This is a genomic window from Streptomyces flavofungini, assembly GCF_014650815.1.
Lineage (GTDB): Bacteria > Actinomycetota > Actinomycetes > Streptomycetales > Streptomycetaceae > Streptomyces > Streptomyces flavofungini.
Genome location: NZ_BMVR01000011.1, coordinates 271,606 through 297,263, shown reverse-complemented (window position 1 = coordinate 297,263; position 25,658 = coordinate 271,606). Strand labels below are relative to the sequence as shown.

Annotated in this window: 18 protein-coding genes and 2 tRNA genes; 8 read left to right on the top strand and 12 right to left on the bottom strand. The window is 73.6% G+C overall.

Translation table 11 applies throughout. The features are described from left to right. The first annotated feature begins 62 nt into the window (after positions 1-62). The 3 genes from IE274_RS27885 to IE274_RS27875 all read left to right on the top strand — a co-directional run bounded on the left by IE274_RS27885 (position 63) and on the right by IE274_RS27875 (position 4,067). On the top strand, positions 63-2,564 hold the full coding sequence (locus IE274_RS27885; protein WP_504740271.1) for an MFS transporter: 2,502 nt from the start codon (positions 63-65) through the stop codon (positions 2,562-2,564). A 152-nt stretch (positions 2,565-2,716) separates the two neighbouring features. Further along, positions 2,717-3,535, top strand: a complete 819-nt coding sequence (locus IE274_RS27880; RefSeq protein WP_190118644.1) for a YceI family protein — start codon at positions 2,717-2,719, stop codon at positions 3,533-3,535. Between the two features lie 73 nt (positions 3,536-3,608). After that, positions 3,609-4,067 (top strand): PPOX class F420-dependent oxidoreductase, encoded by a 459-nt coding sequence (locus tag IE274_RS27875; RefSeq protein WP_190118643.1) that lies wholly within the window; start codon positions 3,609-3,611, stop codon positions 4,065-4,067. Here the strand turns inward: IE274_RS27875 and IE274_RS27870 are convergent. From IE274_RS27870 to IE274_RS27830, 9 genes are all read right to left on the bottom strand, one after another. Continuing rightward, a complete protein-coding gene (locus tag IE274_RS27870) occupies positions 4,042-4,884 on the bottom strand; it encodes a TetR/AcrR family transcriptional regulator (protein WP_190118642.1) in 843 nt (280 codons plus the stop codon). The genes IE274_RS27875 and IE274_RS27870 overlap by 26 nt on opposite strands. Positions 4,885-4,988: 104 nt before the next feature. Continuing rightward, positions 4,989-6,563: an MFS transporter gene (locus IE274_RS27865; RefSeq protein WP_190118641.1), complete on the bottom strand. Its 1,575-nt coding sequence runs from the start codon at positions 6,561-6,563 to the stop codon at positions 4,989-4,991. 92 nt (positions 6,564-6,655) lie between these two features. Further along, the gene (locus IE274_RS27860; RefSeq protein WP_190118640.1) at positions 6,656-8,854 is read right to left on the bottom strand and encodes an ArnT family glycosyltransferase; all 2,199 of its coding nucleotides are present in this window, start codon (positions 8,852-8,854) and stop codon (positions 6,656-6,658) included. Continuing rightward, positions 8,851-10,161, bottom strand: coding sequence for a bifunctional glycosyltransferase family 2/GtrA family protein (locus tag IE274_RS27855; protein ID WP_190118639.1), 1,311 nt, complete (start codon positions 10,159-10,161; stop codon positions 8,851-8,853). Before IE274_RS27855 ends, IE274_RS27860 begins: the two co-directional genes overlap by 4 nt. A 26-nt stretch (positions 10,162-10,187) precedes the next feature. After that, entirely contained in the window at positions 10,188-11,873 is a 1,686-nt protein-coding gene (locus IE274_RS27850) for a sensor histidine kinase (RefSeq protein WP_190118678.1), read from the bottom strand. Positions 11,874-12,016: 143 nt separating this feature from the next. Then, complete coding sequence (locus tag IE274_RS27845; RefSeq protein ID WP_190118638.1) at positions 12,017-12,763, bottom strand: response regulator transcription factor; 747 nt, start codon at positions 12,761-12,763, stop codon at positions 12,017-12,019. A 213-nt stretch (positions 12,764-12,976) separates the two neighbouring features. Further along, positions 12,977-13,891 carry an amidohydrolase family protein gene (locus IE274_RS27840; RefSeq protein WP_190118637.1) on the bottom strand — a complete coding sequence of 305 codons (915 nt, stop codon included), beginning with the start codon at positions 13,889-13,891 and terminating at the stop codon, positions 12,977-12,979. Beyond that, a complete protein-coding gene (locus IE274_RS27835; RefSeq protein WP_190118636.1) occupies positions 13,878-14,282 on the bottom strand; it encodes an antibiotic biosynthesis monooxygenase family protein in 405 nt (134 codons plus the stop codon). Before IE274_RS27835 ends, IE274_RS27840 begins: the two co-directional genes overlap by 14 nt. A 193-nt stretch (positions 14,283-14,475) precedes the next feature. Beyond that, on the bottom strand, positions 14,476-15,450 hold the full coding sequence (locus IE274_RS27830; protein WP_190118635.1) for a DUF2797 domain-containing protein: 975 nt from the start codon (positions 15,448-15,450) through the stop codon (positions 14,476-14,478). A 155-nt stretch (positions 15,451-15,605) separates the two neighbouring features. On the opposite strand from IE274_RS27830, the gene IE274_RS27825 reads away from it, so the two are divergent. Both IE274_RS27825 and IE274_RS27820 read left to right on the top strand, forming a co-directional pair. Then, positions 15,606-16,436 carry an MOSC domain-containing protein gene (locus IE274_RS27825; RefSeq protein ID WP_190118634.1) on the top strand — a complete coding sequence of 277 codons (831 nt, stop codon included), beginning with the start codon at positions 15,606-15,608 and terminating at the stop codon, positions 16,434-16,436. Between the two features lie 163 nt (positions 16,437-16,599). Further along, complete coding sequence (locus IE274_RS27820; protein ID WP_190118633.1) at positions 16,600-17,253, top strand: CatB-related O-acetyltransferase; 654 nt, start codon at positions 16,600-16,602, stop codon at positions 17,251-17,253. Positions 17,254-17,303: 50 nt separating this feature from the next. Here IE274_RS27820 and IE274_RS27815 read toward each other — a convergent pair. Then, positions 17,304-17,376 (bottom strand) — tRNA-Arg (locus IE274_RS27815). 293 nt (positions 17,377-17,669) lie between these two features. Continuing rightward, positions 17,670-17,760 (bottom strand) — tRNA-Ser (locus tag IE274_RS27810). A gap of 198 nt (positions 17,761-17,958) precedes the next feature. On the opposite strand from IE274_RS27810, the gene IE274_RS27805 reads away from it, so the two are divergent. Both IE274_RS27805 and IE274_RS27800 read left to right on the top strand, forming a co-directional pair. After that, positions 17,959-18,519 carry an SSI family serine proteinase inhibitor gene (locus tag IE274_RS27805; RefSeq protein ID WP_190118632.1) on the top strand — a complete coding sequence of 187 codons (561 nt, stop codon included), beginning with the start codon at positions 17,959-17,961 and terminating at the stop codon, positions 18,517-18,519. A gap of 232 nt (positions 18,520-18,751) precedes the next feature. After that, positions 18,752-23,587, top strand: coding sequence for a hybrid sensor histidine kinase/response regulator (locus tag IE274_RS27800; protein WP_190118631.1), 4,836 nt, complete (start codon positions 18,752-18,754; stop codon positions 23,585-23,587). Positions 23,588-23,599: 12 nt separating this feature from the next. Here IE274_RS27800 and IE274_RS27795 read toward each other — a convergent pair whose 3' ends face one another. After that, complete coding sequence (locus IE274_RS27795) at positions 23,600-24,187, bottom strand: TetR/AcrR family transcriptional regulator (RefSeq protein WP_190118630.1); 588 nt, start codon at positions 24,185-24,187, stop codon at positions 23,600-23,602. 165 nt (positions 24,188-24,352) lie between these two features. Between IE274_RS27795 and IE274_RS27790 the strand changes: the two genes are divergently transcribed. Next, complete coding sequence (locus IE274_RS27790; RefSeq protein ID WP_190118629.1) at positions 24,353-25,621, top strand: MFS transporter; 1,269 nt, start codon at positions 24,353-24,355, stop codon at positions 25,619-25,621. The last annotated feature ends 37 nt before the right edge of the window (positions 25,622-25,658 follow it).

Sequence of the window (25,658 nt, the reverse complement as noted above, 5' to 3'; positions counted from 1 at the left end):
CCGGTGTGCGGGGCAGCCATGCCAAGCACGGAGCGCACGGGCACCCGGACAGCGGCGCCCCCATGACGCACCGGCAGATCATGGAGGCCCTGTCCGGCCTCCTGCTCGGCATGTTCGTCGCGATCCTGTCGTCGACGATCGTCTCCAACGCCCTGCCCGAGATCATCGGCGACCTCGGCGGCGGCCAGTCCGCCTACACCTGGGTCGTCACCGCCGCACTGCTCTCGATGACGGCGAGCACCCCGCTGTGGGGCAAGCTGTCGGACCTGTTCAGCAAGAAGGCGCTCGTCCAGATAGCCCTGGTCATCTATGTCCTCGGCTCGGTCGTCGCCGGTCTCTCCCAGAACGCCGGGATGCTGATCGCCTGCCGCGTGGTGCAGGGCATCGGCGTCGGCGGTCTGTCGGCGCTCGCCCAGATCGTCATGGCCGCGATGATCTCCCCGCGCGAGCGCGGGCGTTACTCCGGCTACCTCGGCGCGACCTTCGCCGTCGCCACCGTCGGCGGCCCGCTGCTCGGCGGCGTCATCACCGACACCTCCTGGCTCGGCTGGCGCTGGTGCTTCTACGTCGGCGTGCCGTTCGCGATCATCGCCCTGATCGTGCTCCAGAAGACCCTGAAGCTGCCCGTCGTGAAGCGGCAGGTCAAGGTCGACTGGGCCGGTGCCTTCTTCATCACCGCGGCCGTCTCGCTGCTCCTGGTCTGGGTGACCTTCGCGGGCTCCGGCTCCGGCAAGAAGTACGAGTGGCTGTCGTGGCAGTCGTACGCCATGGTCGGCGGCTCGATCGTGCTCGGCCTGCTGTTCCTGCTCGTCGAGTCCAAGGCCAGCGAGCCGATCATCCCGCTGCGCCTCTTCCGCAACCGGACCATCGCCCTCGCCTCGCTCGCCTCGCTGTTCGTCGGTGTCGCGATGTTCGCGGGCACGGTCTTCTTCAGCCAGTACTTCCAGCTGGCGCGCGGCAAGTCGCCGACGATGTCCGGTGTCATGACGATCCCGATGATCGCGGGCCTGTTCGTCTCCTCGACGGTCTCGGGACAGCTCATCACCAAGACGGGCAAGTGGAAGGCCTGGCTGGTCAGCGGCGGTGTGCTGCTGACCGCGGGCCTGGGCCTGCTCGGCACCATGCGGTACGACACCGCGTACTGGCACATCGCCTGCTACATGGCCCTGATGGGCCTCGGCATCGGCATGATGATGCAGAACCTCGTCCTGTGCACGCAGAACCAGGTCGCGCCCGAGGACATCGGCGCCGCCAGCTCCGTCGTCACCTTCTTCCGGTCCCTCGGCGGCGCCATGGGCGTCTCCGCGCTCGGCGCCGTGATGTCCACGCGCATCACCGACTACGTGAAGGACGGCATCGCCGACCTCGGCCCGCGGGGCGCCGCGTTCGGCCACGGCGGCACCGGCGGTGGCGGCATCCCGGACCTGGACGCGCTGCCCGCGCCGCTGCGGACCGTGATGGAGAGCGCCTACGGCCACGGCATCGCGGACGTGTTCCTGATCGCCGCGCCCATCGCGTTCCTCGCGTTCGTGGTCACCCTCTTCATCAAGGAGGTGCCGCTGCGCTCGGCGGGAGCGCTGGCGCAGGCCGCCGAGGCCGCTGAGGCCGCTGGGCCCGCCACGGACCCGGTGTCCCCGGCGGCCACCCCGGCCGACGCCGCCCCGGCCGACGCCGAGCCCGAGCCCGTGCTCGCCGCCGTCGCCGCCCGCGCCGAGGCCGGACCCGAGGGCACCCAGCGGCTCGCCGCCGTGGCGTCCGTCGCGGGCTCCGGCGAGGCGCCCACGCAGGCCACCGGCGGGGGCGTGCCGGTACGCGGCTTCGTCCGCGGCGCCGAGAGCGCGCCCGTGCCGCGGGCCGCGGTCACGCTGATCTCGCTCGGCGGACGGCAGTTGGGCCGGGCTGTAGCGCGGGACGACGGCGGGTACTCCGTCGACGCCCCCGGCGCCGGTTCGTACGTCCTGATCGCCTCCGCCGACGGGTTCCAGCCGCAGGCCTCGACCGTCGTGGTCGGCGCCGAGCCGCTGGCGTACGACCTGCTCCTGAGCGGCACCAGCGGGCTCAGCGGCATCGTGCGCACCGCCGACGCCAAGCTGCCCGTGCCCGGTGCGATGGTCGTCGTGACCGACGTGCGCGGTGAGGTGCTCGCCACCGGGGCCGCCGGCGAACAGGGCGACTTCGCCTTCGCCGAGCTGGTCCCCGGGCCCGTGACCGTCGCCGTGAACGCGGCGGGGCACCGGCCGGTGGCCCTGCCCGTCGAGGTCTCCGCCGTCGGCGTCACCCGCGTCGAGGTCGAACTGCGCTCCGGCGCCCGGGTGCTCGGCACCGTGCGGGCCGCGGGCGGGCCGCTGAACGGCGCCCGCGTCACGCTCGTCGACGCGGCCGGGAACGTCGTGGCCACCGCCACCACCGGGACGGACGGCGAGTACGCCTTCACCGACCTGGACAGCGGCGAGTACACGGTCATCGCGACCGGCTACCCGCCCGTGGCCACCGGCCTGGCCGTCGCCGGTGACGGTGGCGTCGTCGAGGGCCACGACATCGAACTCGCCCACCCCGGCGAGTGATGGACCCCGCCACGGGGCCGCGCTTTGAGCGGACGCGGCCCCGAGGCGGTGCGTAGGGCCCCCGGGACGGTGGCGACGCGACGGTTGGGGACGGCCGGTCGCCACCGCCGGGGGCCGATTGCTTTTTCGGACCTCTGCAAGGAGCTTGAAACGTGGGACTCAGTGGGCGGATCCGTACTCGGGACGGGTGGGCCGTGCCGCACGCCGTCGTGACCGTCACCGACATGACCGGGGCGCAGGTGCTGCGTGCCGACGTCGACGCGGACGGCGTGGTGCGGGACGCCGCGGAGCTGGCCCCCGGCCCGTACACCGTCATCGTCACCGCCGTCGGGTACGCGCCCGCCGCCGCCACCGCCCTGGTCACCGCGAGCGGGCGGGCCGACGTCGGCAACGTGGTCCTCGCCCGTGCCGGCGGCACCGAACTGCCGCCGCCCGGGCCGTGGACGGTCGACCCCGTCCACTCGTCCGTCGCCGCCGTCGCCCAGCACCTGGGGATCTCCAGCGTGCGCGGGCGCTTCGACGTGTTCTCGGGCCGGGTCGAGATCGCCGCGGACCTGGAGAAGTCGCGGGTCGAGGCGGTCATCAGGGCCGCGTCCATCGACACCGGCAACGCGATGCGCGACGGGCACCTGAAGTCCGGCGACTTCCTGGACGTCGAGACGTACCCGGAGATCACCTACCGGTCCACCGAGCTCGTGCCCGCCGGGGCCGACCGCTGGACGGTGCGCGGCGAACTCGGCATGCACGGCGTCGTCCGGCCCGTCGACCTCGACCTGGCCTACCTCGGCACCGGCGCCGACCCCTGGGGCGGCACCCGCGCGGCCTTCCGCGCCACCGCCGAACTGCACCGCGAGGACTTCGCCATGAACTACAACCAGGTGCTCCAGGCGGGCATCTCGGCGATCGGCACCACGCTCAGGGTGGAGCTGGACATCCAGGCCGTGCAGGGCGAGAGCCTGCCGCAGGTCTAGAGCCCGTCCGATGGGTCGCCCCCCCCGCGCGGGCGCGGCGTGCCGACGCCGTCGGGGGCGTACTGTCCCGACCATGACGCCCCCGAACATCGCCACCAACACCACCGTGTCCCACGCGGAGTTGCTGGACTTCGTCCGGCCCCGGCACAAGGCGCTGCTGCTGACCACGCGCGCCGACGGCACCCCGCAGGCCTCCCCGCTGACCTGCGGGGTCGACGACTCGGGACGGATCGTGATCGCCACGTACCCCGAGCGCGCCAAGACCCGCAACGCCAAGCGGAACCCACGGGTCAGCGTGGTCGTCCTCTCCGACGACTGGAACGGCCCCTGGGTCCAGGTCGACGGCTCCGCGGAGGTCCTCGACCTGCCGGAGTCGGTGGAGCCGCTGGTCGAGTACTACCGCACCATCTCGGGCGAGCACCCCGACTGGGACGAGTACCGCGCGGCGATGCGCAAGCAGGGCAAGTCGCTGATCCGGATCACGCCGGAGCGGTGGGGGCCGGTGGCTACCGGGGGCTTCCCTCCTCGGTGACCCCCGCGGGGGCGCCCTGGGCGTCGTCCCCGTCCCCGGCGAGGACAGCGGGGTCCAGGAGCGACTCGATGCCCGCGATCATCAGGTCGAGGGCGATCGTGAAGTCCCGTGCCCACATCTCGGGCACGGTGCCCTCGCTGCGGGACTCCATCAGCTCCTTGGCCGACCGGACCGCCGGGTTCGTGGCCAGTTCCTCGTTGACGGACCCGACCGCGCCCCGGAAGTACTCGTCCTGCGTCATCCCCGCGGCCTCGACCCGCGCGAGGAAGTGCCCCTCGATGGTCCCGAAGCCGTACACGAACTGGAACACCGCGGCGATCGCCCCGTTCTGGCGATAGGGCGTGAGCCCGGTGTTGCGCACGGCCCGCTGGATGGCGAGGGAGACCTCCAGCCAGTTCGGCCCGATGTTCAGGAACTCGCCGATCAGCGGCGACACCCAGGGGTGCCGGATCAGCAGCTGCCGGTATTCGGCGGCCAGTTCGCGCAGCTGCTCACGCCACTCGCCGGGCACGGTCTCGGTGTCGGGCAGCCGCACCTCCGCGGCCACCCGGTCGAGCGCCAGCTCAAGGAGGTCGTCCTTGGTGTCCACGTACCAGTACACGGACATCGCGGTGACGTTCAGCTCCGCGGCGAGGCGGCGCATCGAGAACTTGGCCAGGCCCTCCGCGTCCAGGAGCCTGACGGTGGCCTCGGTGATGCGGTCCCGGTCGAGACCGGCCGGCTGGTCCCCCCGGCGGCCGGTGCCGCGCGGCGCCTTGCCCTCCAGCCAGACACTCGTGTGCACGGCTCTCTTCGGGCGGTCGGCTGCCTTCGCCATGGCGCACCTTCCTGGTACTCGTACGGAATCCGTAGGGCTGGGCGCGGGCGGCCGGACCGCTCCCGACGGCCGGCGCCGGATCGCTCCGTCCGCCCGCCCCGATGCTATGCGGACACCTGCTCGCCGACGTCCGCCGACCGGGCCTCCTTCAGCCGGGAGTCTGCCCGTTCCGCCCGCCACAGCAACGCCGCCGCGACCGCGCCGCCGAGGAACAGCGCCACCGCACCCACGAACTGACTCGTCTCCAGGCCGGACGAGAACGCGTCCGAGACGCGCTCCCGCTCCCCCGCCGAGTCCGCCGCCGCCAGCGCCGCCGGGAACGACGTCGCCGGCACCGCGACGAGCGCCGAGAAGCGGGAGTTGAGGACCGCGCCGAGGACCGCCACCCCGAGGCCGTTGCCGAACTCGGCCAGCGTGCCGTTGATGCCCGCGCCCGCGCCGGCCTTCTCCGGCGGGATGGCGCTCATGATGGCGTTGGCCATCGCGGGCATCGCGAGCGAGATGCCCGCGCCCATCAGGATCAGGCCGGCCAGCATGCCCGAGTAGTCGTGGCCGCCGAACGACGCGACCACGGCGAGGCCGCCCGCCAGCATGGTCATGCCGGTCAGGATCGTCGCGGGCGTGCCCAGCTTTCCGTGCGCCTTCGCGCCGATGCCGACCAGGTTCAGCAGGATCACGGTCACGGCCATCGGCGACGTGCGCAGCCCCGCCTCAAGGGGTTCGTACCCGAGGACGAACTGCAGGTGCTGCGTGAGCAGATAGAGCGAACCGGCGAGCCCGAAGGCCACCAGGATCACGCCCGTCACCGCGCCGATGAACCGCTTGTTCCGGAAGAAGTGCATGTCCAGCATGGGGTACGGGGCCCGCAGCTCCCACAGCGCGAAGGCGCCGAGGACCAGCACGCCCGCCCCGGCCGCGACCAGGACCCGCGCCGACGTCCAGCCGTGCTCGGGGCCCGAGATGATCGCGAACACCACGGACGCCATGCCGATGGTCGAGAGCAGCGCGCCGAGCAGGTCGGGGCGGTCGCCCCGCCCGGGGGTCTGCGCGTGCCCTCCGGCAGGCGCGGCCTTGGACTCGGGCACCATCCGCACCACCGCGACGACGCCGATCAGCGCCACCGGGATGTTGATCAGGAAGATCGAGCCCCACCAGAAGTGGTTCAGCATGAAGCCGCCGAGCAGCGGACCCGCGGCGAAGCCGAGGGAGTTGACCGTCGCCCAGAGGCCGATCGCCCGGACCCGCTCGGCGTCGTCGAAGAGCTGCACGACGACCGCGAGCGTCGTCGTCATCAGCAGCGCGCCGCCCACGCCCATGCCCGCGCGGGCCGCGATGAGCTGCCCGGAGGACTGGGCCAGGCCCGCCGCGAGCGAGCCGACGCCGAACAGGACCAGGCCCGCGGTCAGCAGCTTCTTGCGGCCGTAGCGGTCGGCCGCGCTGCCCGCGGTGAGCAGCAGGCCCGACTGCACCAGCGAGTACGCGTTGATCATCCACTGGATGTCGGACGACGACGCGTCCAGCTCCTGTGTGAGCGAGGGGATCGCCACGCCCAGGACCGTGTTGTCGAGCAGCACCGTGAGCTGGGCCAGGCAGATGACGCCCAGGATCAGCCAGCGCTGCGGATGGCGGTCGCCGTGCCCGACGACCGCCTCGGGGTTGTCGGCGGTGGTCGACGTCATCAGGACTCCTTCTCTTATACGGTGTACATCGACGGTGGATATACACTGTATAGGAAGTCCCATACGCTGTATAATTTCTTGGTGGCGGGGCCTCAGCTCTTGGGTTCGGTCAGGTCGTAGAACGTGGCGTCGCCCGCGGTGACCTCGGTGAAGTTCTCCGTGACCCAGGAGGAGATCTGCGTGGCGGCGCCTTCCTCGTTGCCGCCGGTGCCGCCTGCCCTGCCGCCGCCTGCACCGCCGCCCATGCCGCCTCCGGCGATGAAGTAGTGGATGCGACCGTCGGCCACGTAGCTCTTGAACTGGGCGAGGGTGGGGGACGGGTCGCTGCCGTTGAAGCCGCCGATGGCCATCACCGGTTCGCCGGTGGCGAGTTGGTGGCTCGCCGCGTTCTGCGAGCCGATGGCGGCCGCGGCCCAGGTGTAGTCGTCGGCGTTCGCCTCCAGGAGGCGCTTCTCCTCGGCGCCGACCTGAGCGCCGTTGAGGAGGCCGCCCATGCCGCCGCCACCGCCCATGCCGCCGCGTTGGCCGCGCTGCTGGTTGTTCTGCTGGGGCTGACCCTGGCCTGGCTGGCCGGGAGGCTGGTTCTGCTGGGGCTGGCCCTGGCCCTGCCGGCCGGGAGGCTGGTTCCCCTGCCCCTGGGCTGGCCCCTGACCCTGCTGACCCTGCTGACCCGGAGGCCGCCCTCCGCCGTCCCCGCCCCCGCCAGGCCCACCGGGACCACCCCCACCACCCGGCCCCCCGCCAGGCCCGCCCATCCGCCCCGCCGCCGCGGGCCCCGCCGTCACGATCGACCCCGTGTGCGGGCTGTCCACCGTGGACCACATGTACGCCACCGGACCCGCGAGCGACGCCGCCAGGCCGAGGCCGACCGCCGCGAGCGCGAGCCCCCGCCCGAGCCGGGCCGCGAGCAGCAGCCCCGCCGCGCCCGCGAGGCCCGCGACCAGGACGGCCCAGCGCAGCCACGGCACGTAGTCCGGGGTGCGGCCGAGGAGTTCGTACCCCCACCAGGCCGTACCGGCGACCGCGATGCCGAGCGCCGCGCCCGCCCACGCCTTGGCGCGCTCCTCCCACAGGACGGTCGCGCCCATGCCGACGAGCGCCGCGAGGTAGGGGGCGAGGGCCACCGTGTAGTACTGGTGGAAGATCCCGGCCATGAAGCTGAAGACGGCCGCGGTCATCAGGAGCGAGCCGCCCCACGCCACGAACGCCGCCCGCGCGGTGTCCGTCCGGCGCGCCCGCCACGTCACGATCAGGCCCGCGACCAGCAGGACCAGCGCGGCCGGAAGCAGCCATGAGATCTGGCCGCCCACCTCGGAGTCGAACATCCGGCCGAGGCCGGTCTCGCCCCACCGGCCACCGCCGCCACCGGGTCCGCCGCCCCCGCCGACGCTGCCGGTCTCCTCGCCGTTGATGCGGCCGAGGCCGTTGTAGCCGAAGGTCAGCTCCAGGAAGGAGTTGTGCTGGGAGCCGCCGATGTACGGCCGCGAGGACTCGGGCCACAGCTCGACGACCGCGACCCACCAGCCGCCCGCGACGACCATCGCGAGCCCGGACAGGGCGAGTTGGCCGAGGCGCTTGCGCAGCCGCACCGGCGCGCACACCGCGTACAGGACCGCCAGCGGCGGCAGGATCAGGAACGCCTGCAGGGTCTTCGCGAGGAACGCGAGGCCGACCGCGACGCCCGCCCACACCAGCCACTTGGTGCGCCCGTGCTCCAGGGCGCGCAGCACGCAGTACACGGTGACGGTCATCAGGAGCGCGAGCAGCGCGTCGGGGTTGTTGAAGCGGAACATCAGCGCGGCGACCGGCGTGAGCGCGAGCACCGCGCCCGCGAGCAGCCCGGCGGCGGCGCTGAAGCGGCGGCGTACGGCCGCGTACAGGACCGCGACCGTGGCCACACCCATCAGCGCCTGCGGCAGCAGGATCGCCCACGAGCTGAGGCCGAAGAGCCGTACCGACAGGGCCATCGGCCACAGCGCGGCCGGGGGCTTGTCGACCGTGATGGCGTTGCCCGCGTCCAGCGAGCCGAAGAACAGCGCCTTCCAGCTCTGGCCACCGGCCTGCGCGGCGGCGGAGTAGAAGGAGTTGGCGTAGCCGGAGGCGCCGAGGTCGTAGACGTACAGCGCGGCGGTGACGAGGAGCAGGCCGAGGAAGGCGGGGCGCACCCAGGGCGCGTCGTCGGCGCGACCGCGCCAGAGGCGTGCGGGGAGTCCGGCCGCGCGCCGGTGCCCCTCCGGCGCCCCTCCGGGGACCGCCACCGGGGCGGGGGCGGGTGGGTTGGTCGTGGTCATCGGGAGTTCCTCATTTCGTACGTGTCGCAAGGCGCCGGTTCCGTACGCCGGTCCGGGAACACCCAGGTCCGCAGGAGCAGGAAGCGCAGGACCGTCGCCGCGAGGTTGGCGACGATCAGGACGGCCAGCTCCGTGCCGTGCGCGGGGTGCGCGGCGGCCGCGTCGAGGAGCGCGAGGGAGCCGCTGGTCAGGGCCAGGCCGATGGCGAAGACCACCAGGCCCTGGGCCTGGTGGCGGACCGCGCGGGCCCGGCCGCGGACGCCGAAGGTGAGGCGCCGGTTGGCCGCGGTGTTGGCGACGGCGGACACGAGGAGGGCCAGCGCGTTGGCGGCCTGCGCCCCCGTGAACGTACGGAAACCGGAGTACAGGAGCAGATAGCAGAGCGTGGAGAGCGCGCCGACCACGCAGAAGCCGACGAGCTGGCGGGCCAGCCCGCCCGGGACGCCCGGGAGTCGGCGGTCGCGCGGGTCGTCACCGAAGGGGCGCGCGAGCCGGTCGAGGGGGAGCGCGCCGACGGCGAGCGCGCGGCCCACGCGCCAGACGCCCTTCAGGTCCTCGGCCGCCGTCCTGACGATGTGGACGGTCGAGTCGGGGTCGTCGACCCAGTCGACGGGCACCTCGTGGATGCGCAGGCCCGCGCGTTCGGCGAGCACCAGCATCTCCGTGTCGAAGAACCACCCGGTGTCCTCGACCAGCGGCAGCAACTCCCGCGCCACATCCGCCCGGAGCGCCTTGAACCCGCACTGCGCGTCGGAGAACCGCGCGTGCAGCGAGCCGCGCAGGATCAGGTTGTACGTCCGCGAGACGAACTCCCGCTTCGGCCCGCGCACGACCCGCGAACTGCGCGCGAGCCGGGAGCCGATCGCCAGGTCCGAGTGGCCCGAGATCAGCGGCGCGACCAGCGGAAGCAGCGCGTTGAGGTCCGTGGACAGGTCCACGTCCATGTACGCCAGCACGGGCGCGTCCGACGCGGACCAGACGGCCCGCAGCGCCCGGCCGCGCCCCTTCTCCGCCAGGCGTACGTACGTCACGTCCGGGACGTGCGCCGCGAGCCGCGCCCCCACCTGCGGCGTGCTGTCCGTGGAGGCGTTGTCGGCGATCGTGATGCGGAAGCGGTACGGGAAGGTCCGCATGAGGTGGTCGTGCAGCCTGCGCACGGACGGCCGCAGGTCCTTCTCCTCGTTGTGGACGGGGATGACGATGTCGAGGACGGGGGCCGTCGGTACGTCACGTCGGACGCTGTGCGCGGGCAGGTGCGCCCGCGTCGGCAACGTGCCCGGGGCCCCGTCGGGGAAGTCGGTTGGCATGCGTCCGACGCTCGCCAACCGCTCTGTCAGGGCTGTGTGCTGAGGCTGTGGCCCGTCTGTGAGTACGTGGGCGGCGTGCCGTCCGCGTACGAAGCGGACTCGGTGTACGCGGGCAGCCGCACCGAGAACACCGTCCCGCCCGGCTCGCTCGCCACCGTCACGGAGCCGTCGTGCGCGGCCACGACCGCCTGCACGATGGCGAGGCCGAGGCCCGTCGAGCCGTGGGCACGCGAGCGCGAGGAGTCGCCGCGGGCGAACCGTTCGAAGACGTGCGGGAGCAGCTCGGGCGGGATGCCGGGCCCGTCGTCGGCGACGTCCAGGCAGACCCCGTGCCCCGCGCGGCGCAGGCGGGCGGTGACGGTGGTGCCCGGCGGGGTGTGGGTGCGGGCGTTGGCGAGGAGGTTCACCAGGACCTGGTGGACGCGGGCCGGGTCGGCGAGGACGAGCACGGGCTCGGGAACTGGATCGCGCTCAGGCTCGGACGGCAGGTCGAGGCGCCAGATGTGGTCCGGCCCCGCGGCGCGGGCGTCGCTGAGGACGTCGACGACGAGGGGGACGAGGTCGGTGGGCTCGTAGGACAGGGGGCGGGCCGCGCTGCCTTTGAGGTCGGCAAGGTCGGCGAGGTCGGTGCGGCCGGTGCGGCCGGTGCGGCCGGTGTCCCCGCGGACCGTGTCGAGGCGGTCCGCGTCGAGGCGGGCAAGGAGCAGCAGGTCCTCGACCAGGCCGGTCATCCGGGTGGCCTCGGACTCGATGCGGCCGAGGGCGTGCCGGGTGTCGGGGCCGGTCTCCTCCCGTCCCCTGCGGGTCAGTTCGGCGTACCCGCGGATGGAGGCGAGCGGGGTGCGCAGCTCGTGGCTGGCGTCGGCGACGAACTGGCGCACCCGGGTCTCGCTGCGCTGGCGCGCGTGCAGCGCCGAGTGGACGTGGTCGAGCATGCGGTTGAGCGCGGCGCCGACCTGGCCGACCTCGGTACGGGCGTCGGCCTCGGCGTCGGGGACGCGCTCGTGCAGGGCCACTTCGCCGCTGTGCAGGGGCAGTTCGGACACGCGGGTGGCGGTGGCGGCGACACGGCGCAGCGGCCGCAGGGCCACACCGACCATGGCGGCGCCCGCGAGCGAGGCGGCGACCAGGCCCCCGGCGGTGACGCTGACCTCGGTGACGACGAGGGTGCTGAGGGTGTTGCCGACCTTGGTGGTGGGCAGGCCGACGAGGTAGTCGCCGTTCATGCCGCCGGCGTACTCGACGCGGTACTCGCCGAGTTCCGGTACGTCCACGTTGTGCGACTCGCCGTCCCTGGGCACGGCGGCGAGGGCGGCGAGCTGGTCGGCGTCGAGCCGGTCGGAGGCGGCGCCGGGGGCGGTGCTGCTGTCGGCCTCGGTGCTGATGACGCCGGTGCCCACGGTGCCGTCGCTGTTCACGACGGCGCCGATGGTGCCGAGTTCCTGCGGTCCGGCGGTGACGAACTTCAGCGGATCACGTCGTTCAGGACGCTGGTCGTCCGGGTCCCGGGCGTCCGGGCTCCGGTCGTCCGGCCCGGCGCCGCGGTGTCCGCCGGGCAGCACGGTCCCGAGCGGCGGCCCGGAGGCCCGCCCCGAGACCTGCGCCAGCGAGCCGTCCAACTGGTCGTACAGGTGCGACCGCAGCGTCAGCGTCGTGACCGTGCCGATGACCGCGCACACGACGGCGATGAGGGCGACGGCGGAGACGACCAGGCGGGTGCGGAGGGTGCGGGGTTTGTGGGGCTTGCCGGGCTTACGGGGCTTGCCGGGCTTGCGGGGCTTGCCGGGCTTGCGGGCGAGGCGCCTGGGGAAGCGCGGCTCTCCGGGCTCTCGGGTGCGGGCGCCGTCCGGGAGGCTCACGCCGCCACGGCGGGTGGCTTGATCAGATACCCGGCGCCCCGCCGCGTGTGGATCATCGGCTCCCGCCCGACGTCGATCTTCCGGCGCAGATACGAGATGTACAGCTCGACGACGTTGGCCTGGCCCCCGAAGTCGTAGCTCCACACCCGGTCGAGGATCTGCGCCTTGCTGAGCACGCGCCGCGGATTGCGCATCAGATAGCGGAGCAGCTCGAACTCGGTGGCGGTGAGGTGGATGGAGTCGCCGCCGCGCGTCACCTCGTGGCTGTCCTCGTCGAGGGTCAGATCGCCCACGGCCAGCACCGACTCGCTGCGCCGCCCGGACGCGCCGGACCGCCGGATGAGCCCGCGCAGCCGCGCGACGACCTCTTCGAGGCTGAACGGCTTGGTCACGTAGTCGTCGCCGCCCGCGGTGAGCCCCGCGATCCGGTCCTCGACGGCGTCCTTCGCCGTCAGGAACAGGACCGGCACGTCGGGCAGTTCACGGCGCAGCCGCCCGAGCACGGCCAGGCCGTCCATGTCCGGCAGCATCATGTCGAGCACGACTGCGTCCGGCCGGAAGCTCCGCGCGGCCCGCACGGCACCGGCGCCGTCCCCGGCACTGCGGATCTCCCAGCCCTCGTACCGCAGTGCCATGGACAGCAGCTCGGTGAGCGACACCTCGTCGTCCACGACGAGTACGCGGACGCGGCTCCCGTCCGGCCTGAGCAGTTCGGTACGCCCCTGGGGCGAGGTCGTGGTCATGGCTTCAGCGTGGTCGGCGGCCGTGAGAGAGGGCTTTCGGCTTCCTGTGAATTCCCTGAGAAAACGCTCCGCCGGACCGGGCTGGGCGGGGCCGGGTCCGGACCCGGGCCCGGCCGGGCCGCCCGCACGCGGGGCCGAGCTCGCGCAAGGCCGCCCCCGCCGCAAGGCCGCCCTCGCCGCAGCGCGGTCCGAGCCCGCCGCCGGTGGCCGCCCTCACTCCAGCCCGAACAGCTCCGCCCCGTTCCCGTGACACACCGCCCGCAGCCAGTCGTCGCCGAGCCCGAGCCCCGCCAGCGCCTCCAGCTGGTGGACGTACCCGTACGGAATGTTGGGGAAGTCCGTCCCCAACAGGATCCGCCCGCCGAGCCCGAGGTCCGCGAGCCGCCCCAGCTCGGCCCGCGGGAACGGCACCGTCTCCTCGCTGAAGTCCGTGAACGCCATCGTCGTGTCGAGCCGCACCTGCGCGTACCGCTCGGCCAGGTCCATGAAGTCCGTGTACTCCGGCATCCCCATGTGCGCCACCACCAGCGGCAGCCGCGGGTGCCGTGCGAGCAGCCGCGCCACCGGCTCCGGCCCGGTGTGCTTGCCGGGCGCCGGGCCCGACCCGCAGTGCATCACCACCGGAATCCCGGCCTCCGCGAGCAGCCCCCACGCCGGGTCGAGCGCCGCGTCGTTCGGGTCGTACGCCCCCACCTGCACATGCGACTTGAACACCCGCGCCCCGGCCTCGACGGCCGCGCGCACATACCGCCCGACGTCCGGCTCCGGGAACAGCGTCGCCGTGTGCAGGCAGTCCGGCGTCCGCGCGGCGAACTCCGCGGCCCAGCCGTTCAGCCACTCCGCCATGCCCGCCTTGTGCGGGTACAGCATCGACGTGAACGCCCGCACCCCGAACCCGCGCAGCACGGCGAGCCGCCGCTCCTCGTCGTGCCGGTACACGATCGGCCACTTCACGCCCGTGAGCGGCCCGACCGAGTCGAAGTAGTCCCACACCTTGCTGAGGACACGCTCCGGCATGAAGTGCGTGTGTACGTCGACGAGTCCGGGCAGCCCGAGCCGCCCCCAGAACTCGGTGACCCTCGCGGCCTCGGCCACCTCCTCCCCGTCCAAGGCGTCACCCAAGGCCATAGCTCCGCTCAACCTTGGCCACGTGCACGGCGTAGCCCTCGTACCACTCCTTGCGGCCCCGCGCCCGCGCCTCGCGGTGCTCCGGGTCGTCGCGCCAGGCCGCGATGGCCTCCTCGTCGCGGAAGTAGGCGACGGTGATGCCGAACCCGCCCGGCGACCGCGCCGAGTCCACCCCGAGGAACCCCGGCACGGAGGCCACCAGCTCGTCCATGCGCTCGGCGGTCGCGTCGTAGCCGTTGTCCCCCTGGGCGCGCAGGGAGCTGAACACCACGGCGTAGTAGGGCGGTTCGAAGGGAGGGGCGGGACGGGTGCGGCCGACGGCATCGCTGTCCGCGGTGACCCGCGGCGACCCGGTCCCGGCGGCTGCGGCACCAAACTCTTGATCACTCATGGCACCCACCGTCCGCTGTGCGCCGAGCCCCTGTCCACCCTCGGGCCCCGTTATTGCCGAACGGGCGGCAGGACTTTGCCTTCCGGTCTACGAAGCGGCCCGCGGAGCCCCACCACAGCCCTGCCGCAGGCCCCACCACGAGCCCAGCCACAGGTGTCCCCCACGAGCCCAGCCGCAGGCCCCCCACGAGCCCTCAGAACAACCCGCCCTGCACCACAGGTATCCCCCGCACCGGAACCGTCACCCCCGACCACCCCGAACCCCCGGAGCCCACCGAACCCCGCTCCCCCTCCCCCTCCACCGCCACAAGCCGCCACCCGCTCAGCAACCGACTGTCGATCACCAACCCCCGCCCACGAGCCCCCGAGTCCGCCCCCACTCCCCCTCTCGCTCCCGCCCCCACATCCACATGCAGGTCGGGCCCGGCCGCAGCGACCAGTTCCCCCACCACGGCCCCACCGTCGACCAACTCGTCCACGACCCGCCCCTCCCCGCCGGGCCCCTCGCCCCCGAGCGCGTCAAGGCCGAACACCCCACCGTGGTCCACGACTCCGCAGGGCAACCGCTCCAACGACTCGGGCCACCCGCCGAGCGCCACCGCCTTCCGATGCACCTCCGCCACTTCCCCCGCCCGCTCCGCCACTCCGGGCAACCGCGCCCGCAGGGCCCGCTTGCGCTCGTACGGAATCCGGTCCGGCACGCCGAGCGCGGTCCGCAGCAGCTCCTCCGTCCGCCGCGCCGCCATCAACGGCCCCCGCCCGAGCCAGGTGTAGGCCACGGCCCCCTGTTCGAGCAGCCGCGCCCCGCCCCGCGCGACCCCCGTGATCCCCACCTTGACGAGGCCGGGCCCGAACCACGCCACGTACACGTGGTACGGCCGAGGGTCGTCGGCGAACGTGTCCGCCGCGACCGAGTGCGCCCGGTCGACGCGGGCACACTCCTCGCACTGCGCCCGCGTGACCCGCCCCGGCACCGCCGCGCCCACCGGACAGGCCGTCCACCGCCCGCCCCGCCACACCCCGAGACAACGCCGCCCGCCCCGGACCCGGAACGCCACCGCGCCCCCGAACGCCAGCGGACTCTCCCGCTCACCCCGCCCCGGCGCGTACCACCCCAGAACGGGCCCGCCACCGACCCGCCACCGCACCCCCGTGCACCACCACGTCATGCGAAGAGCATGCAGCACCCCACTGACAATGCCCCCTGACCAGCACAGACACACAAGACCTTCGGCGTATGGCATTTTCGGACCGGTCCCCTACGTTGCCCCTACGTTGCCCAAGAGCACCGTCTCCGCACCGCGACCGAAAGAAGGACCACCGCATGGCCGTCGTCGCCGAGCTGTCGTACTACCCCATCAAGGGCTGCGCCGGGACATCGACGAGCGAGGCCGTCCTGACACCGGCGGGCCTGGCGCACGACCGCAGTTTCATGGTCGTCAGCGAGGAGGGGACGTACCGAACGCAGCGGCGGGACCCGGGGCTGGCCCTGATCCAGCCCGCCGTCGACGCGGACGGCACCCGGCTGACGCTGCGGGCCCCCGGCCACGACGAGGTCCACGTGGACGTCGACACGACGGGCCCGCGCCGGGACGTGGACCTGTTCGGGGCGGCGTACACGGGGATCGACCAGGGCGACCCGGCGGCGGCGTGGCTGTCGGACGTACTGGACGCGCCGAGCCGACTCGTCCGCGTACCGCCGGAGCACCACCGCGTGACCGACGGCCTGACCCCCGGCACCTCGGGCTATGCGGACAGCAGCGCCCTGCACCTCATCTCCCGCGCCACGGTGGACCTGTTGAACGCGAAGCTGCTCGAACGGGGCGCCGAACTCCTCCCCATGGACCGCTTCCGCCCCAACGTCGTCATCTCGGGCTGGGACGAGCCGCACACCGAGGACCGCGCCCACCACCTCACGATCGGCACCACCGAACTCGGCTACACGAAACCGGCCATACGCTGCGCCGTCACCCTCGTCGACCAGGACGCGGGCCGCCGCGCCGGCCCGGAACCCCTGCGCACCCTCGCCACCTACCGCCGCGCCCCCCAGGGCGGGGTCGCCCTGGGCACGAAGTACGCCGTGCTGACCCCCGGCAAGATCTCCGTCGGCGACGAGGTGACGGTCGGCACCTGGGCCGACCCCGAAGTCCCCTAGGAGGGAACCCCTTGGGAAGTAATGGGTGGACGCCGAACGAGGCCGTAGCCGAACCTGCGATGACCACCGGCACCAGCACCGGCACCGGCACCGGCACCGGCACCAGCACCGGCACCGGCACCGGCACCGGCACCGGCACCGGCACCCTAGGAGCAGACCACCCATGCCACCCCTCCCCCTCACACCCGACCCGAACGTCCTGCACCCGATGCCGGACCAGCCCCGCGTGGTGCTCCTCCGCCCCTTGATCACCTCACCGTTGATCGAGGCGGGCGAGTTCTCGTACTACGACGATCCGGACGACGCCACGGCCTTCGAGACCCGGAACGTCCTCTACCACTACGGCCCGGAGAAGCTGATCATCGGGAAGTTCTGCGCGCTCGGCGAGGGCGTGCGGTTCATCATGAACGGCGCCAACCACCGCATGGACGGCCCGTCGACCTTCCCCTTCCCGATCATGGGCGGTTCCTGGTCCGAGCACTTCGACCTGATCAGCGGCCTGCCCGGCCGCGGCGACACGGTCATCGGCAACGACGTCTGGTTCGGCTACCGCACGATGGTGATGCCGGGCGTCCGCATCGGCCACGGCGCGATCATCGCCTCCGGCTCGGTCGTCACCACCGACGTCCCCGACTACGGAATCGTCGGCGGCAACCCCGCCACCCTCATCCGCCGCCGCTACTCCGACGAAGACGTCGCCCGCCTCCTCGACCTCGCCTGGTGGGACTGGCCCCTCGACCACATCACCACCCACACCCGCACCATCATGTCGGGCTCGGTCGCCGCCCTGGAGGCAGCGGCCCCGAAGAAGCCCTGACCAACCAACGCAAGAGGCCCCGGGACGAATCCCGGGGCCTCTTCACCATGTGCACTCGGCAGGATTCGAACCTGCAACCTTCTGATCCGTAGTCAGATGCTCTATCCGTTAAGCTACGAGTGCTTGATTCTTCTGTTGTGTTGCTCTTCCTTCCGGGCTTTTCGCCCCGGTCGGCGTTGCGGGAACAACATTACATGACCTGCGCCGTGAGGCGAAATCCGTTTCCCGCACCCCTTCTGAGCTGGGCAAATGCCATCCGCGAGGGCTCCGCGCGGCCAGGCTGGGTGATCTTGTGGCGGCCTCTGGGTGACCCTGATGGGTGACCGGGGCGGCCGATGGGTGACAGGGGCGATGGAAGCCCCTGGCCGGAAACGACCGAAGCCCCGGTCTGATGACCGGGGCTTCGGATCGTGGTGCGGAGGCGGAGGGATTTGAACCCTCGATGGGCTTTAAGACCCAAACCGCATTAGCAGTGCGGCGCCATAGACCGGACTAGGCGACGCCTCCCAACCTGCAAACCCGCGCGAGCGCGGGGGTGCGTGCAGATGATGACACAGCCAGGGGGCGCGTCACCAATCGCGGCCCCCACGGTACTAGTCGGGCGGCCTGCAGAGCAAAGCGTAAAAGCGGGGCCGCAACGCGGCGGGGGCGGCGGCGTTAGAGGCGGTAGGTATCCGCCGGAACCGCGCCCCTCAGGGAGAACCCGTGAAGCCGTCCACACCGTGCCGCCTCCTCCTCACCGCCGCGGCCGCGTCCGCCGCCCTGCTGACCGCGCTCCCCACCGCGGCGCACGCGGACCACCTCGGCAGCGGCCGCCTCGGCGGCGGTCCCCTCGGCGCGGTCGGCCCGAGCGCCGCCGACCTCCTCGGCACCGGGAGCCTCGGCCGCGCCGCGGACAACGCCACCGGCCCCATCGGCGACCACGCCGTCGACCGCCCCGACGCCGACCGGCTCACCATCGCCGTCGGTGAGTCCGGCGCGGGCGACGGCACGTACACCCTGGAATGCGCCCCCACGGGCGGCACGCACCCTTCGCCCGATGACGCGTGCGAACGTCTTGATCAGCTCGCGGCGGAGGGCGTGAATCCGTTCAAGGCGGTCGCGCGGGGCGCCGCGTGCACCCAGCAGTACGGCGGCCCGGAGACCGCTCACGTCACGGGCACCTGGCAGGGGCGTCCTGTCGACGCGACGTTCTCGCGTACCGACGGCTGCCAGATCTCGCGGTGGAACAGCCTCGTGCCGGTGCTGCCCGCGAACGGCGGTTGAGACGGAGCCCGTGGTGGGCGGGGCGCCGGGGCCTCTCCGGAGGGGTGCTTCGCGACCCTTCCGTGACCAGGGACTACGGAAGACTCACAGCTTCTGCGTGCGACCTCCCCCTCATCCGGCGTCGCGCCCGCAACCACTCCCCGTAGACTCCCTCCCGTGACATGCCGCGAGCCGAGAGGCAAGATGGCTCGGGCGGTCAGCAAGATGCGGTAATCAGGGAGGAAGCGTCGTCGTGAGCAGCAGGCCATCCCGAGGCGCTGCTCGCCTCGCAGCCATACTCGACGCGCTCCCGGACGCGCTGGTGCTCGTCAACGCCAACGGGACCGTCGTGAACGCGAACGCCATCGCGCTCGAGGCCTTCGAGGCGCCCGGCACCGCGCTCGTGGGACGCGGACTGCTCGATCTGCTGCCGGAGTTCGACTCCCGGCTGATCCCCGGCTCCATGCGCCGACCGGACTCCACGGACGAACGCGGACGTACCAAGCCGAAGCGGATGATCGCCCGCCGCACGGACGGCACCGAGTTCCCCGTCGAGGTCACCAGCTCCAACCTGGAAGACAGCCGGCACGCGTACGACGAGCGGTTCGGCAGCCACGGCGGGTACGGCGGCTACGGCAGCGACGAGATGCTGATGATCGTCGTCCGCGACCTGTCGGGCGCGCTCAACACCGAGGCCGAACTCGCCCGTTCGCAGCGCCAGACCGAGATGATCCTGCGGGCCGCCGCGGAAGGCGTCGTCGGCACCGACACCGACGGCCGCGTCGTCCTCGTGAACCCCGCCGCCGCCCAGATACTCGGCTTCCGCGCCAGCGACCTCGGCGGCCAGGAGCTGCACCAGCTCGTCCTGCACTCGCGCGCCGACGGCGACCCCTTCCCGTACGACGAGTCGCCGCTCGCGGACACCCTGCGCTCCGGCCGCAAGCACCGCGTACGCGGCCAGGTGCTGTGGTCCAAGAGCGGCGAGAAGGTCTCCGTCGACCTGACGACGGCCCCCGTGCGCGACGGCGACCAGCTCGTCGGCGCCGTCATGACGTTCACCGACCGGCGGCCCTACGACTCCCTCGCCGAGAAGTACGAGGCCGCGCTCGCCCGGCACGCCGAGGAGCTGTCGGAGGCCGCCGAGCTGCGCGAGGAGGAACTCGCCGCCGAGCAGGAGCGCTACGCGGCGCTCGCCGAGCGCGAGAAGGACCGCCACGAGGAACTCGCCGAGCGCGAGCAGGCCCGGTACGAGACCCTCTCCGCGCGGCACAGCCAGCTCGCCGCCGTCCTCGACCAGTCGCTGCGCGGCCCGCTCGACGAGCTGCGCCGCGAACTGTCCGCGCTCGCCGCCGACGACGCGGGCCAGCTCTGGCCCGAGGCCAACCAGGTGCTCCACCACCTGTCGGCCGGGTACGCCCGCATGACGACGCTCGTCGACAACGTCCTCGGCTTCCAGCGGCTCCAGGACGGCACCGAGCAGCTGTCCCGTACGCCCGTCCTGCTCGACGCCGTCGTCGCCGCCGGTGTCGACGGTGCCGTCGAGCTGATCGGCCCGGGCCGCGCCCAGTTCGCCGTGCACGCGCCGCCGATCGAGGTCGAGGTGGACGCGCGCCGCCTCGCCACCGCGCTGGCCCATCTGATCGCCGACGTCGCCGGAGTCGACGCTACCGGCAACACACGCGCGGGAGCCGTGGTTTCGGGCGCCGCGGGGCAGGCAGGGTACGTCGACTCGACGGTCGTCGTGGCCGCCGCCCAGCGCGGCGAGGTCGTCCGCATCGAGGTGCGCGGGCCGTACTCCGGCGGGGACCCGGTGCACGAGCCCGTCGTACGCGGCATCGTCGAGGCGCACGGCGGCGTGCTGCAGACGCACGAGGTGCCGGGCATGAACGGCAGCGCGTACGTGCTCGAGGTGCCCAGGGGCGACGGCACGGGCGCCGCCGCGGCGGCCGCGGCGGACGTTGTCGGGGCCCTCGGTTATTCGGTGTCCACGGAGACTGCTGGTTCGGGTGCGCAGGTGCCCGGACAGGGGGCGGGTTCCTCCGGGGGACCCGGGAGCACCGGAGGTGGACGTCGGCGGGCCCGGCGGTCTTCGGTGGACTCCTTCTTGGACAGTGAGGTCCCTGGGGATGACGGTGGCTCGGCCACTGCCTCCGGGGACAACGGTTCCGGTGCTGCGGGTGGCTCGGCGGATGACACGGGGTCCGTCGAGGCCGCCGGGTCGGGGTCCGGTGGGACCGGGCGGCGCAGGCGGCGGGCCGTGGCCGAGGGACCGGCGAGCGTCGGCTCGGACGTCGGCGCGGGTGCGGGTGCCGGGGCCGGTGGTGCGGGCTCCAGTGGTGGGTCCGCTGACGCTTCGGGGGGTGCGGGCGGCACCGGACGGCGTCGGGGGCGGCCGAGTCCCGCCGAGGGTGCCGTGGTGACGGCGGCCGAGCACGCGGCCGGATCGGCGGCCCTGGGCCAGGCCGTGCCGCCGCAGGGAGTGCCGTCGCAGGGCGGCCCGATGTCGACCGAGGTCGCCGTGGCGTCCGGACGGCGGGCCCGGCGCGGCGGTGAGCAGCAGGCGCTGGCCGCGTTGCCTTCGGGGACGGGCCAGCCGGGCGGTCCGGAGCCGGATGCGTCCGGCGAGGGCGCTGAGGCGCCGCGTACCGGTGGCCGACGGGCCCGGCGTGCGCTGGCCGCCGCCCGTGAGCGTGCCGCCGCGGAGGAGGCCTCCAGCGGGCGGGTGTTCGCGCTGCCTCCGGCCGAGGCGGACCGCGAGGAGGGCGATGGCGCGCCTGGCCGGGCCGAGCAGGTGGGCGGGGCGGCTGGGCCGGGTGACGGTGGGGTTTATGGCGGGGCCGGGCAGGGTGCTCCGCAGGGTGGTGGCCCCCAGGGCGGCGTTTCGCCGGGCGGGGCCGGTCAGTTGGGTGCTCCGCACAGTGGATCCGTGCAGGTCGGCGCCTCGGTGAACGTTCCTGCGGGTGTGCAGGCCGGGCTTCAGGCGGGGGGCCGTGGTGGCGTACCCGCGCAGGGCGGTGCGCCCGAGGCGCAGGCGCAGGTCCAGGAGAGTGTGACTGCGGGGGCGCAGGGAGCGCGATCCGTGGGAGCGCAGGAAGTACGGCAGAGCGGGCGGTCCGCGGGGGCGCAGGGGGCGTCGGCCGCGGGGGCTCAGGGAGTGCAGGGGGCCCGGGCGGCGGGGGCTCGGCGGGGTGCGTCCGCTGGGGCGCAGGGTGGGCTGCCTGCGGGTGCGCCGGGTGGTGTGGCTGCGGGTGTGCCGGGTGGTGTGCCTGCGGGTGTGCCGGGTGGTGTGCCTGCGGGTGTGCCGGGTGGTGTGCCTGGTGCGGCTCCCGGTGCGGCGCCTGGCGGGCTGCCCGTGGGAGCTCCCGGCGTCGGCCCCACCGGCTCCACCAACACCACCGGTTCCACCAGCCCCTCCAGGCAGGACGACACCGGACAGCATGCCACCGCGCTGCGCGATCCGGCCGACGACCACACCCCGCCCCAGCCGCACCCCGCGCAGTCCGCGATGCTGCCCGGGCAGACCGCCCCGGCCGCTCCGGCCGCGCAGGCAGCCCCGGCGAACCCCGCCGCCCAGCCGCAGGCCCCGACCGGCCGCCGTCGCGCACGGCAGGCTCCGGCCGAAGCCGCCGCGACGCCGTCCCAGGGGATGCCGGTCCAGGGCACACCGCCGGGCGGCACCCCGGCCACCGGTGTCCCGCCGCAGGCCGGTCCGCACGCCGAGGGCACGCCCGCCCAGGGCGCAGCCCTGCCGCCGGAACGTGATCCACGCGTGCGTGCCGCCCAGCCGCTGCCCGCCGAGGCCGCTCCCGTCGACCCGAACTCGACGCAGGGGCGCGCCATCAGCGTACGAACGCTCGGACAGGGCGTGCCCTTCGGACGCCAGGCCGCCGCGCAGCCGGGACAGCCCGGGCAGCCCGGGCAACCTGGGCCACAGGGGCAGACGGGTCAGCCGCAGCAGGCCGGACCCGCCCCGCAGCCCGGCCAGCCGCAGCAGCCCCCGCAGGCGCACCCTTTGCCGCAGGCGCAGCCCCCGCAGTCCCCGCAGCCGGACCCGTCCCAGACCCCGGCGCAGCCCTCCTCCGGCGGCTCCGGTCGGCGCAGGCGGCTGTCCACCCGGCCCGACCCCGCAGTCGACGAACGCCAGGACGCGGCCCGCCCCCACCCCCAGGCGCAGCCGCAACCCCAGCCGCAGCAGGCCAAGGCACAGCCGCAGCCCCGGCTTTCGCCGACTACGGAGGGCACCGGTCGCGCCTATGCGATCGGCGCTCCGGACGCCGACGCCGACGAGGGTCCGCAGCTCCTGGACGGCCCCGGGGGCGCCGTCGAGGTGTCGAACCAGCCGCAGCCGCAGCCCATGGACGACGAGTTGCCGCCCGAGCCGCTCGACAACCCGCGCCGCCTCCTGGTGTGGCCCGCGCCCGACGTGACCACCCAGCAGGCCCTCAGCGACCGCGGCTACCGCCCTGTCATCGTGCACTCGCGCGAGGAGGTCGACGCGCAGATCGCCGCGTTCCCCGCGGCCCTGTTCGTGGACCCGCTGACCGGGCCGATCACGCGTACGGCGCTGCAGTCGCTGCGGCAGGCGGCGGTCGCCGCGGAGGTTCCCGTGCTGGTCACGGCGGGACTCGGCCAGGCGTCCCGCGAGGCGGCGTACGGCGCCGACCCCGCCGTACTCCTGAAGGCCCTCGCTCCGCGCGACAGCGAGCAGCACCCGTCGCGCGTCCTGCTCATCGAGGAGCACGAGGAGATCGCGCTGGCCCTGACCGCGACCCTGGAGCGGCGCGGGATGAAGGTCGCGCGGGCCGAGAGCGACGCGGACGCGGTCACGCTCGCCGCGCAGATGCGGCCGAACCTGGTGGTCATGGACCTGCTCCAGGTACGCCGCCGACGTGCCGGGATCGTCGACTGGCTGCGCGCGAACGGGCAGCTCAACCGCACGCCCCTGGTGGTCTACACGGCGGCCGTCGACGAGACCGACCTGCCGAAGCTCGCCGCGGGCGAGACCGTGCTGTTCCTCGCGGAGCGGTCCACGAGCAACGAGGTGCAGAGCCGGATCGTGGACCTGCTGGCGAAGATCGGCACGAACTGACCCGACCGCGGGCTAGTCCCCGGGCGCCGTGAGGCGGCGTGCGGCGGCGCGGACCGAGGCGCGCAGGCGTGCGCGGTCCTCGTCCTCGCCGCCCACCAGGACCCGCCGCATCTGCGGCACCGCGGAGGCCCAACCGGCCAGCGCGACCAGCATGAAGAGCATGTCGCGCGCCGGGATCGCGGCCGTGACGGCACCGCGCGCCTGGGCTTCCTCGAAGGCGGCGACCTTGCTGTCGTAGTGCGCCTGGCGTTCGTACTCGTGCGGCAACTCCTCCGTGCCGCCGTACTCGATGCCCTCCCAGAAGAGCAGGCGCAGCACCTCGGGATGGGTGGCGTGGTAGTCGATCAGCCGGTCCATCCAGCCGTCGATGTCGTCGGCGTCGACGGGGACGCTGACGGCCAGATCGACCATCTTCTTCTCGAGGACCTGCGCGAACAGCTCCGCCTTGTTGCCGTAATAGGCGTAGATGAGCTGCTTGTTGGCCTTCGCCTCGCTCGCGATGCGGTCGATGCGGGCGCCCGCGATGCCGAACCGGGCGAACTCCGCGACCGCCGCGTCGAAGATCCGGGCCTTGGTGGCCTCGGGGTCTCTCACTGCCATGAGGACAGCGTAAGCGACTTTCGCTTCTAACCAACCGTTTGGTTGCTTGACAGTCGCCGAAGCGCGGGCGCAGAATTTAACAACCAACCAGTTGGTTGCCAGCTGCGGTACGCGAGTGCCATCGGCGGTACGAAGAGGAGCCCTGCCACCACCATGACCTCACGCATGCCATCCCCCTCCCGGACGGACTCGCTGCCGGACGCACTGCCGGGCACCTCGGCGGCGAGGCAGGATGCGCACCGCCCGAGACCCGCGGACGAGGCGCACCCCGGTGGGCTCCCGCCGCGCCTCTTCCTCGTCCTCATAGCCGTCTGCACGGCGGTCACGGCGGCGAACATCTACGTCGCCGCCCCGCTGCTCCCCCTCATGGCCCGGGACTTCGGCTCCACACCGTCGGGCGTCGCGTGGATCGCCTCGGTGGCCCAGTTCGGGTACGCGGCCGGGCTGCTGTTCTTCGCCCCGCTCGGGGACCGGGTGAACCGCCGGCGGCTGGTCGCGGGGCTGTCCCTGGCCACGGCCGCCGCGCTGGCCCTGGGCGCGACGGCCTCCGGCGCGACCGCGCTCGCCGCCGCCGTCCTGGTCGCCTCCGCCGCGACGGTCGTCCCGCAGTTGCTCGTGCCGCTGGTCGCCGCCCGGGCACCGGCGCATCGGCGGGCCAGCCATGTCGCGGCCCTCATAGCCGGGTTGTTCACCGGCGTGGTCGCGGCCCGGGTCCTCGGCGCGCTCGCGGGACAGGCCTTCGGCTGGCGTGCCGTCTTCCTCGGCGCCGCCGTGCTCACGGTGGTCCTCGGCCTGGCCTCCGCGGCCGCGCTGCCCAAGGAGACCAGCCGCCGCACCGGCCCGCTGTTCGCGGGTCTCGCCCAACTCCCGGGCGTGGTCCGGATGTCACCGGAGCTGCGCCGGGCCTGCATACGCCAGGGCGGGATGTACGGCGCCTGGAGCGCGCTGTGGACCTCCCTCGCGCTGCTGCTCACCGGCGAGGGCGACGGCGGGTACGGCATGACGACCGGCGCGGCCGGGCTGTTCGGGCTCTTCGGCCTGGCGGCGAGCCTCGTGGCGCCGGTCGCGGGCGGCCTCGTGGACCGGTTCGGCGTGGCCAAGGTGGTGGCTTCGGCGTACGGGCTCGCGGCGGTGTCGGTGCCGCTGTTCTGGCTGGGCGGCGAGCGGCTGTGGGCCCTGTGCGCGGCGGCGGTCGCCGTCCACGCGGCGCTCGTCGCGAGCCACATAGCCAACCAGACGCTGGCCCTGACCACCACGTCCGCCCCGGCGGTCGCCAACACCGCCTATGTGGTGGCGGGTTTCGCGGGCGGCGCCATGGCCTCGGCCCTCGCGGGCACGGCGTTCACACACTGGGGCTGGAACGGGGTGTGCGCGGTGGCCGGGGGCTGCCTGGCGGTGGGGTGGGGGGTGACGTCGCTGCGGGCGCGGCGGTGAGGGGTCGCGCCGGAGAGTACGGCGGTGAGGGGTCGTG

Bases quoted from the DNA above. Each gene is read 5' to 3' on its own strand.
- IE274_RS27875 (WP_190118643.1), top strand. From the start codon at position 3,609: ATGACGCCCCCGAACATCGCCACCAACACCACCGTGTCCCACGCGGAG.
- IE274_RS27855 (WP_190118639.1), bottom strand. From the start codon at position 10,161: ATGCCAACCGACTTCCCCGACGGGGCCCCGGGCACGTTGCCGACGCGG.
- IE274_RS27885 (WP_504740271.1), top strand. From the start codon at position 63: ATGACGCACCGGCAGATCATGGAGGCCCTGTCCGGCCTCCTGCTCGGC.
- IE274_RS27790 (WP_190118629.1), top strand. From the start codon at position 24,353: ATGCCATCCCCCTCCCGGACGGACTCGCTGCCGGACGCACTGCCGGGC.
- IE274_RS27830 (WP_190118635.1), bottom strand. From the start codon at position 15,450: ATGACGTGGTGGTGCACGGGGGTGCGGTGGCGGGTCGGTGGCGGGCCC.
- IE274_RS27795 (WP_190118630.1), bottom strand. From the start codon at position 24,187: ATGGCAGTGAGAGACCCCGAGGCCACCAAGGCCCGGATCTTCGACGCG.
- IE274_RS27835 (WP_190118636.1), bottom strand. From the start codon at position 14,282: ATGAGTGATCAAGAGTTTGGTGCCGCAGCCGCCGGGACCGGGTCGCCG.
- IE274_RS27825 (WP_190118634.1), top strand. From the start codon at position 15,606: ATGGCCGTCGTCGCCGAGCTGTCGTACTACCCCATCAAGGGCTGCGCC.
- IE274_RS27870 (WP_190118642.1), bottom strand. From the start codon at position 4,884: ATGGCGAAGGCAGCCGACCGCCCGAAGAGAGCCGTGCACACGAGTGTC.
- IE274_RS27865 (WP_190118641.1), bottom strand. From the start codon at position 6,563: ATGACGTCGACCACCGCCGACAACCCCGAGGCGGTCGTCGGGCACGGC.
- IE274_RS27860 (WP_190118640.1), bottom strand. From the start codon at position 8,854: ATGACCACGACCAACCCACCCGCCCCCGCCCCGGTGGCGGTCCCCGGA.
- IE274_RS27845 (WP_190118638.1), bottom strand. From the start codon at position 12,763: ATGACCACGACCTCGCCCCAGGGGCGTACCGAACTGCTCAGGCCGGAC.
- IE274_RS27820 (WP_190118633.1), top strand. From the start codon at position 16,600: ATGCCACCCCTCCCCCTCACACCCGACCCGAACGTCCTGCACCCGATG.
- IE274_RS27840 (WP_190118637.1), bottom strand. From the start codon at position 13,891: ATGGCCTTGGGTGACGCCTTGGACGGGGAGGAGGTGGCCGAGGCCGCG.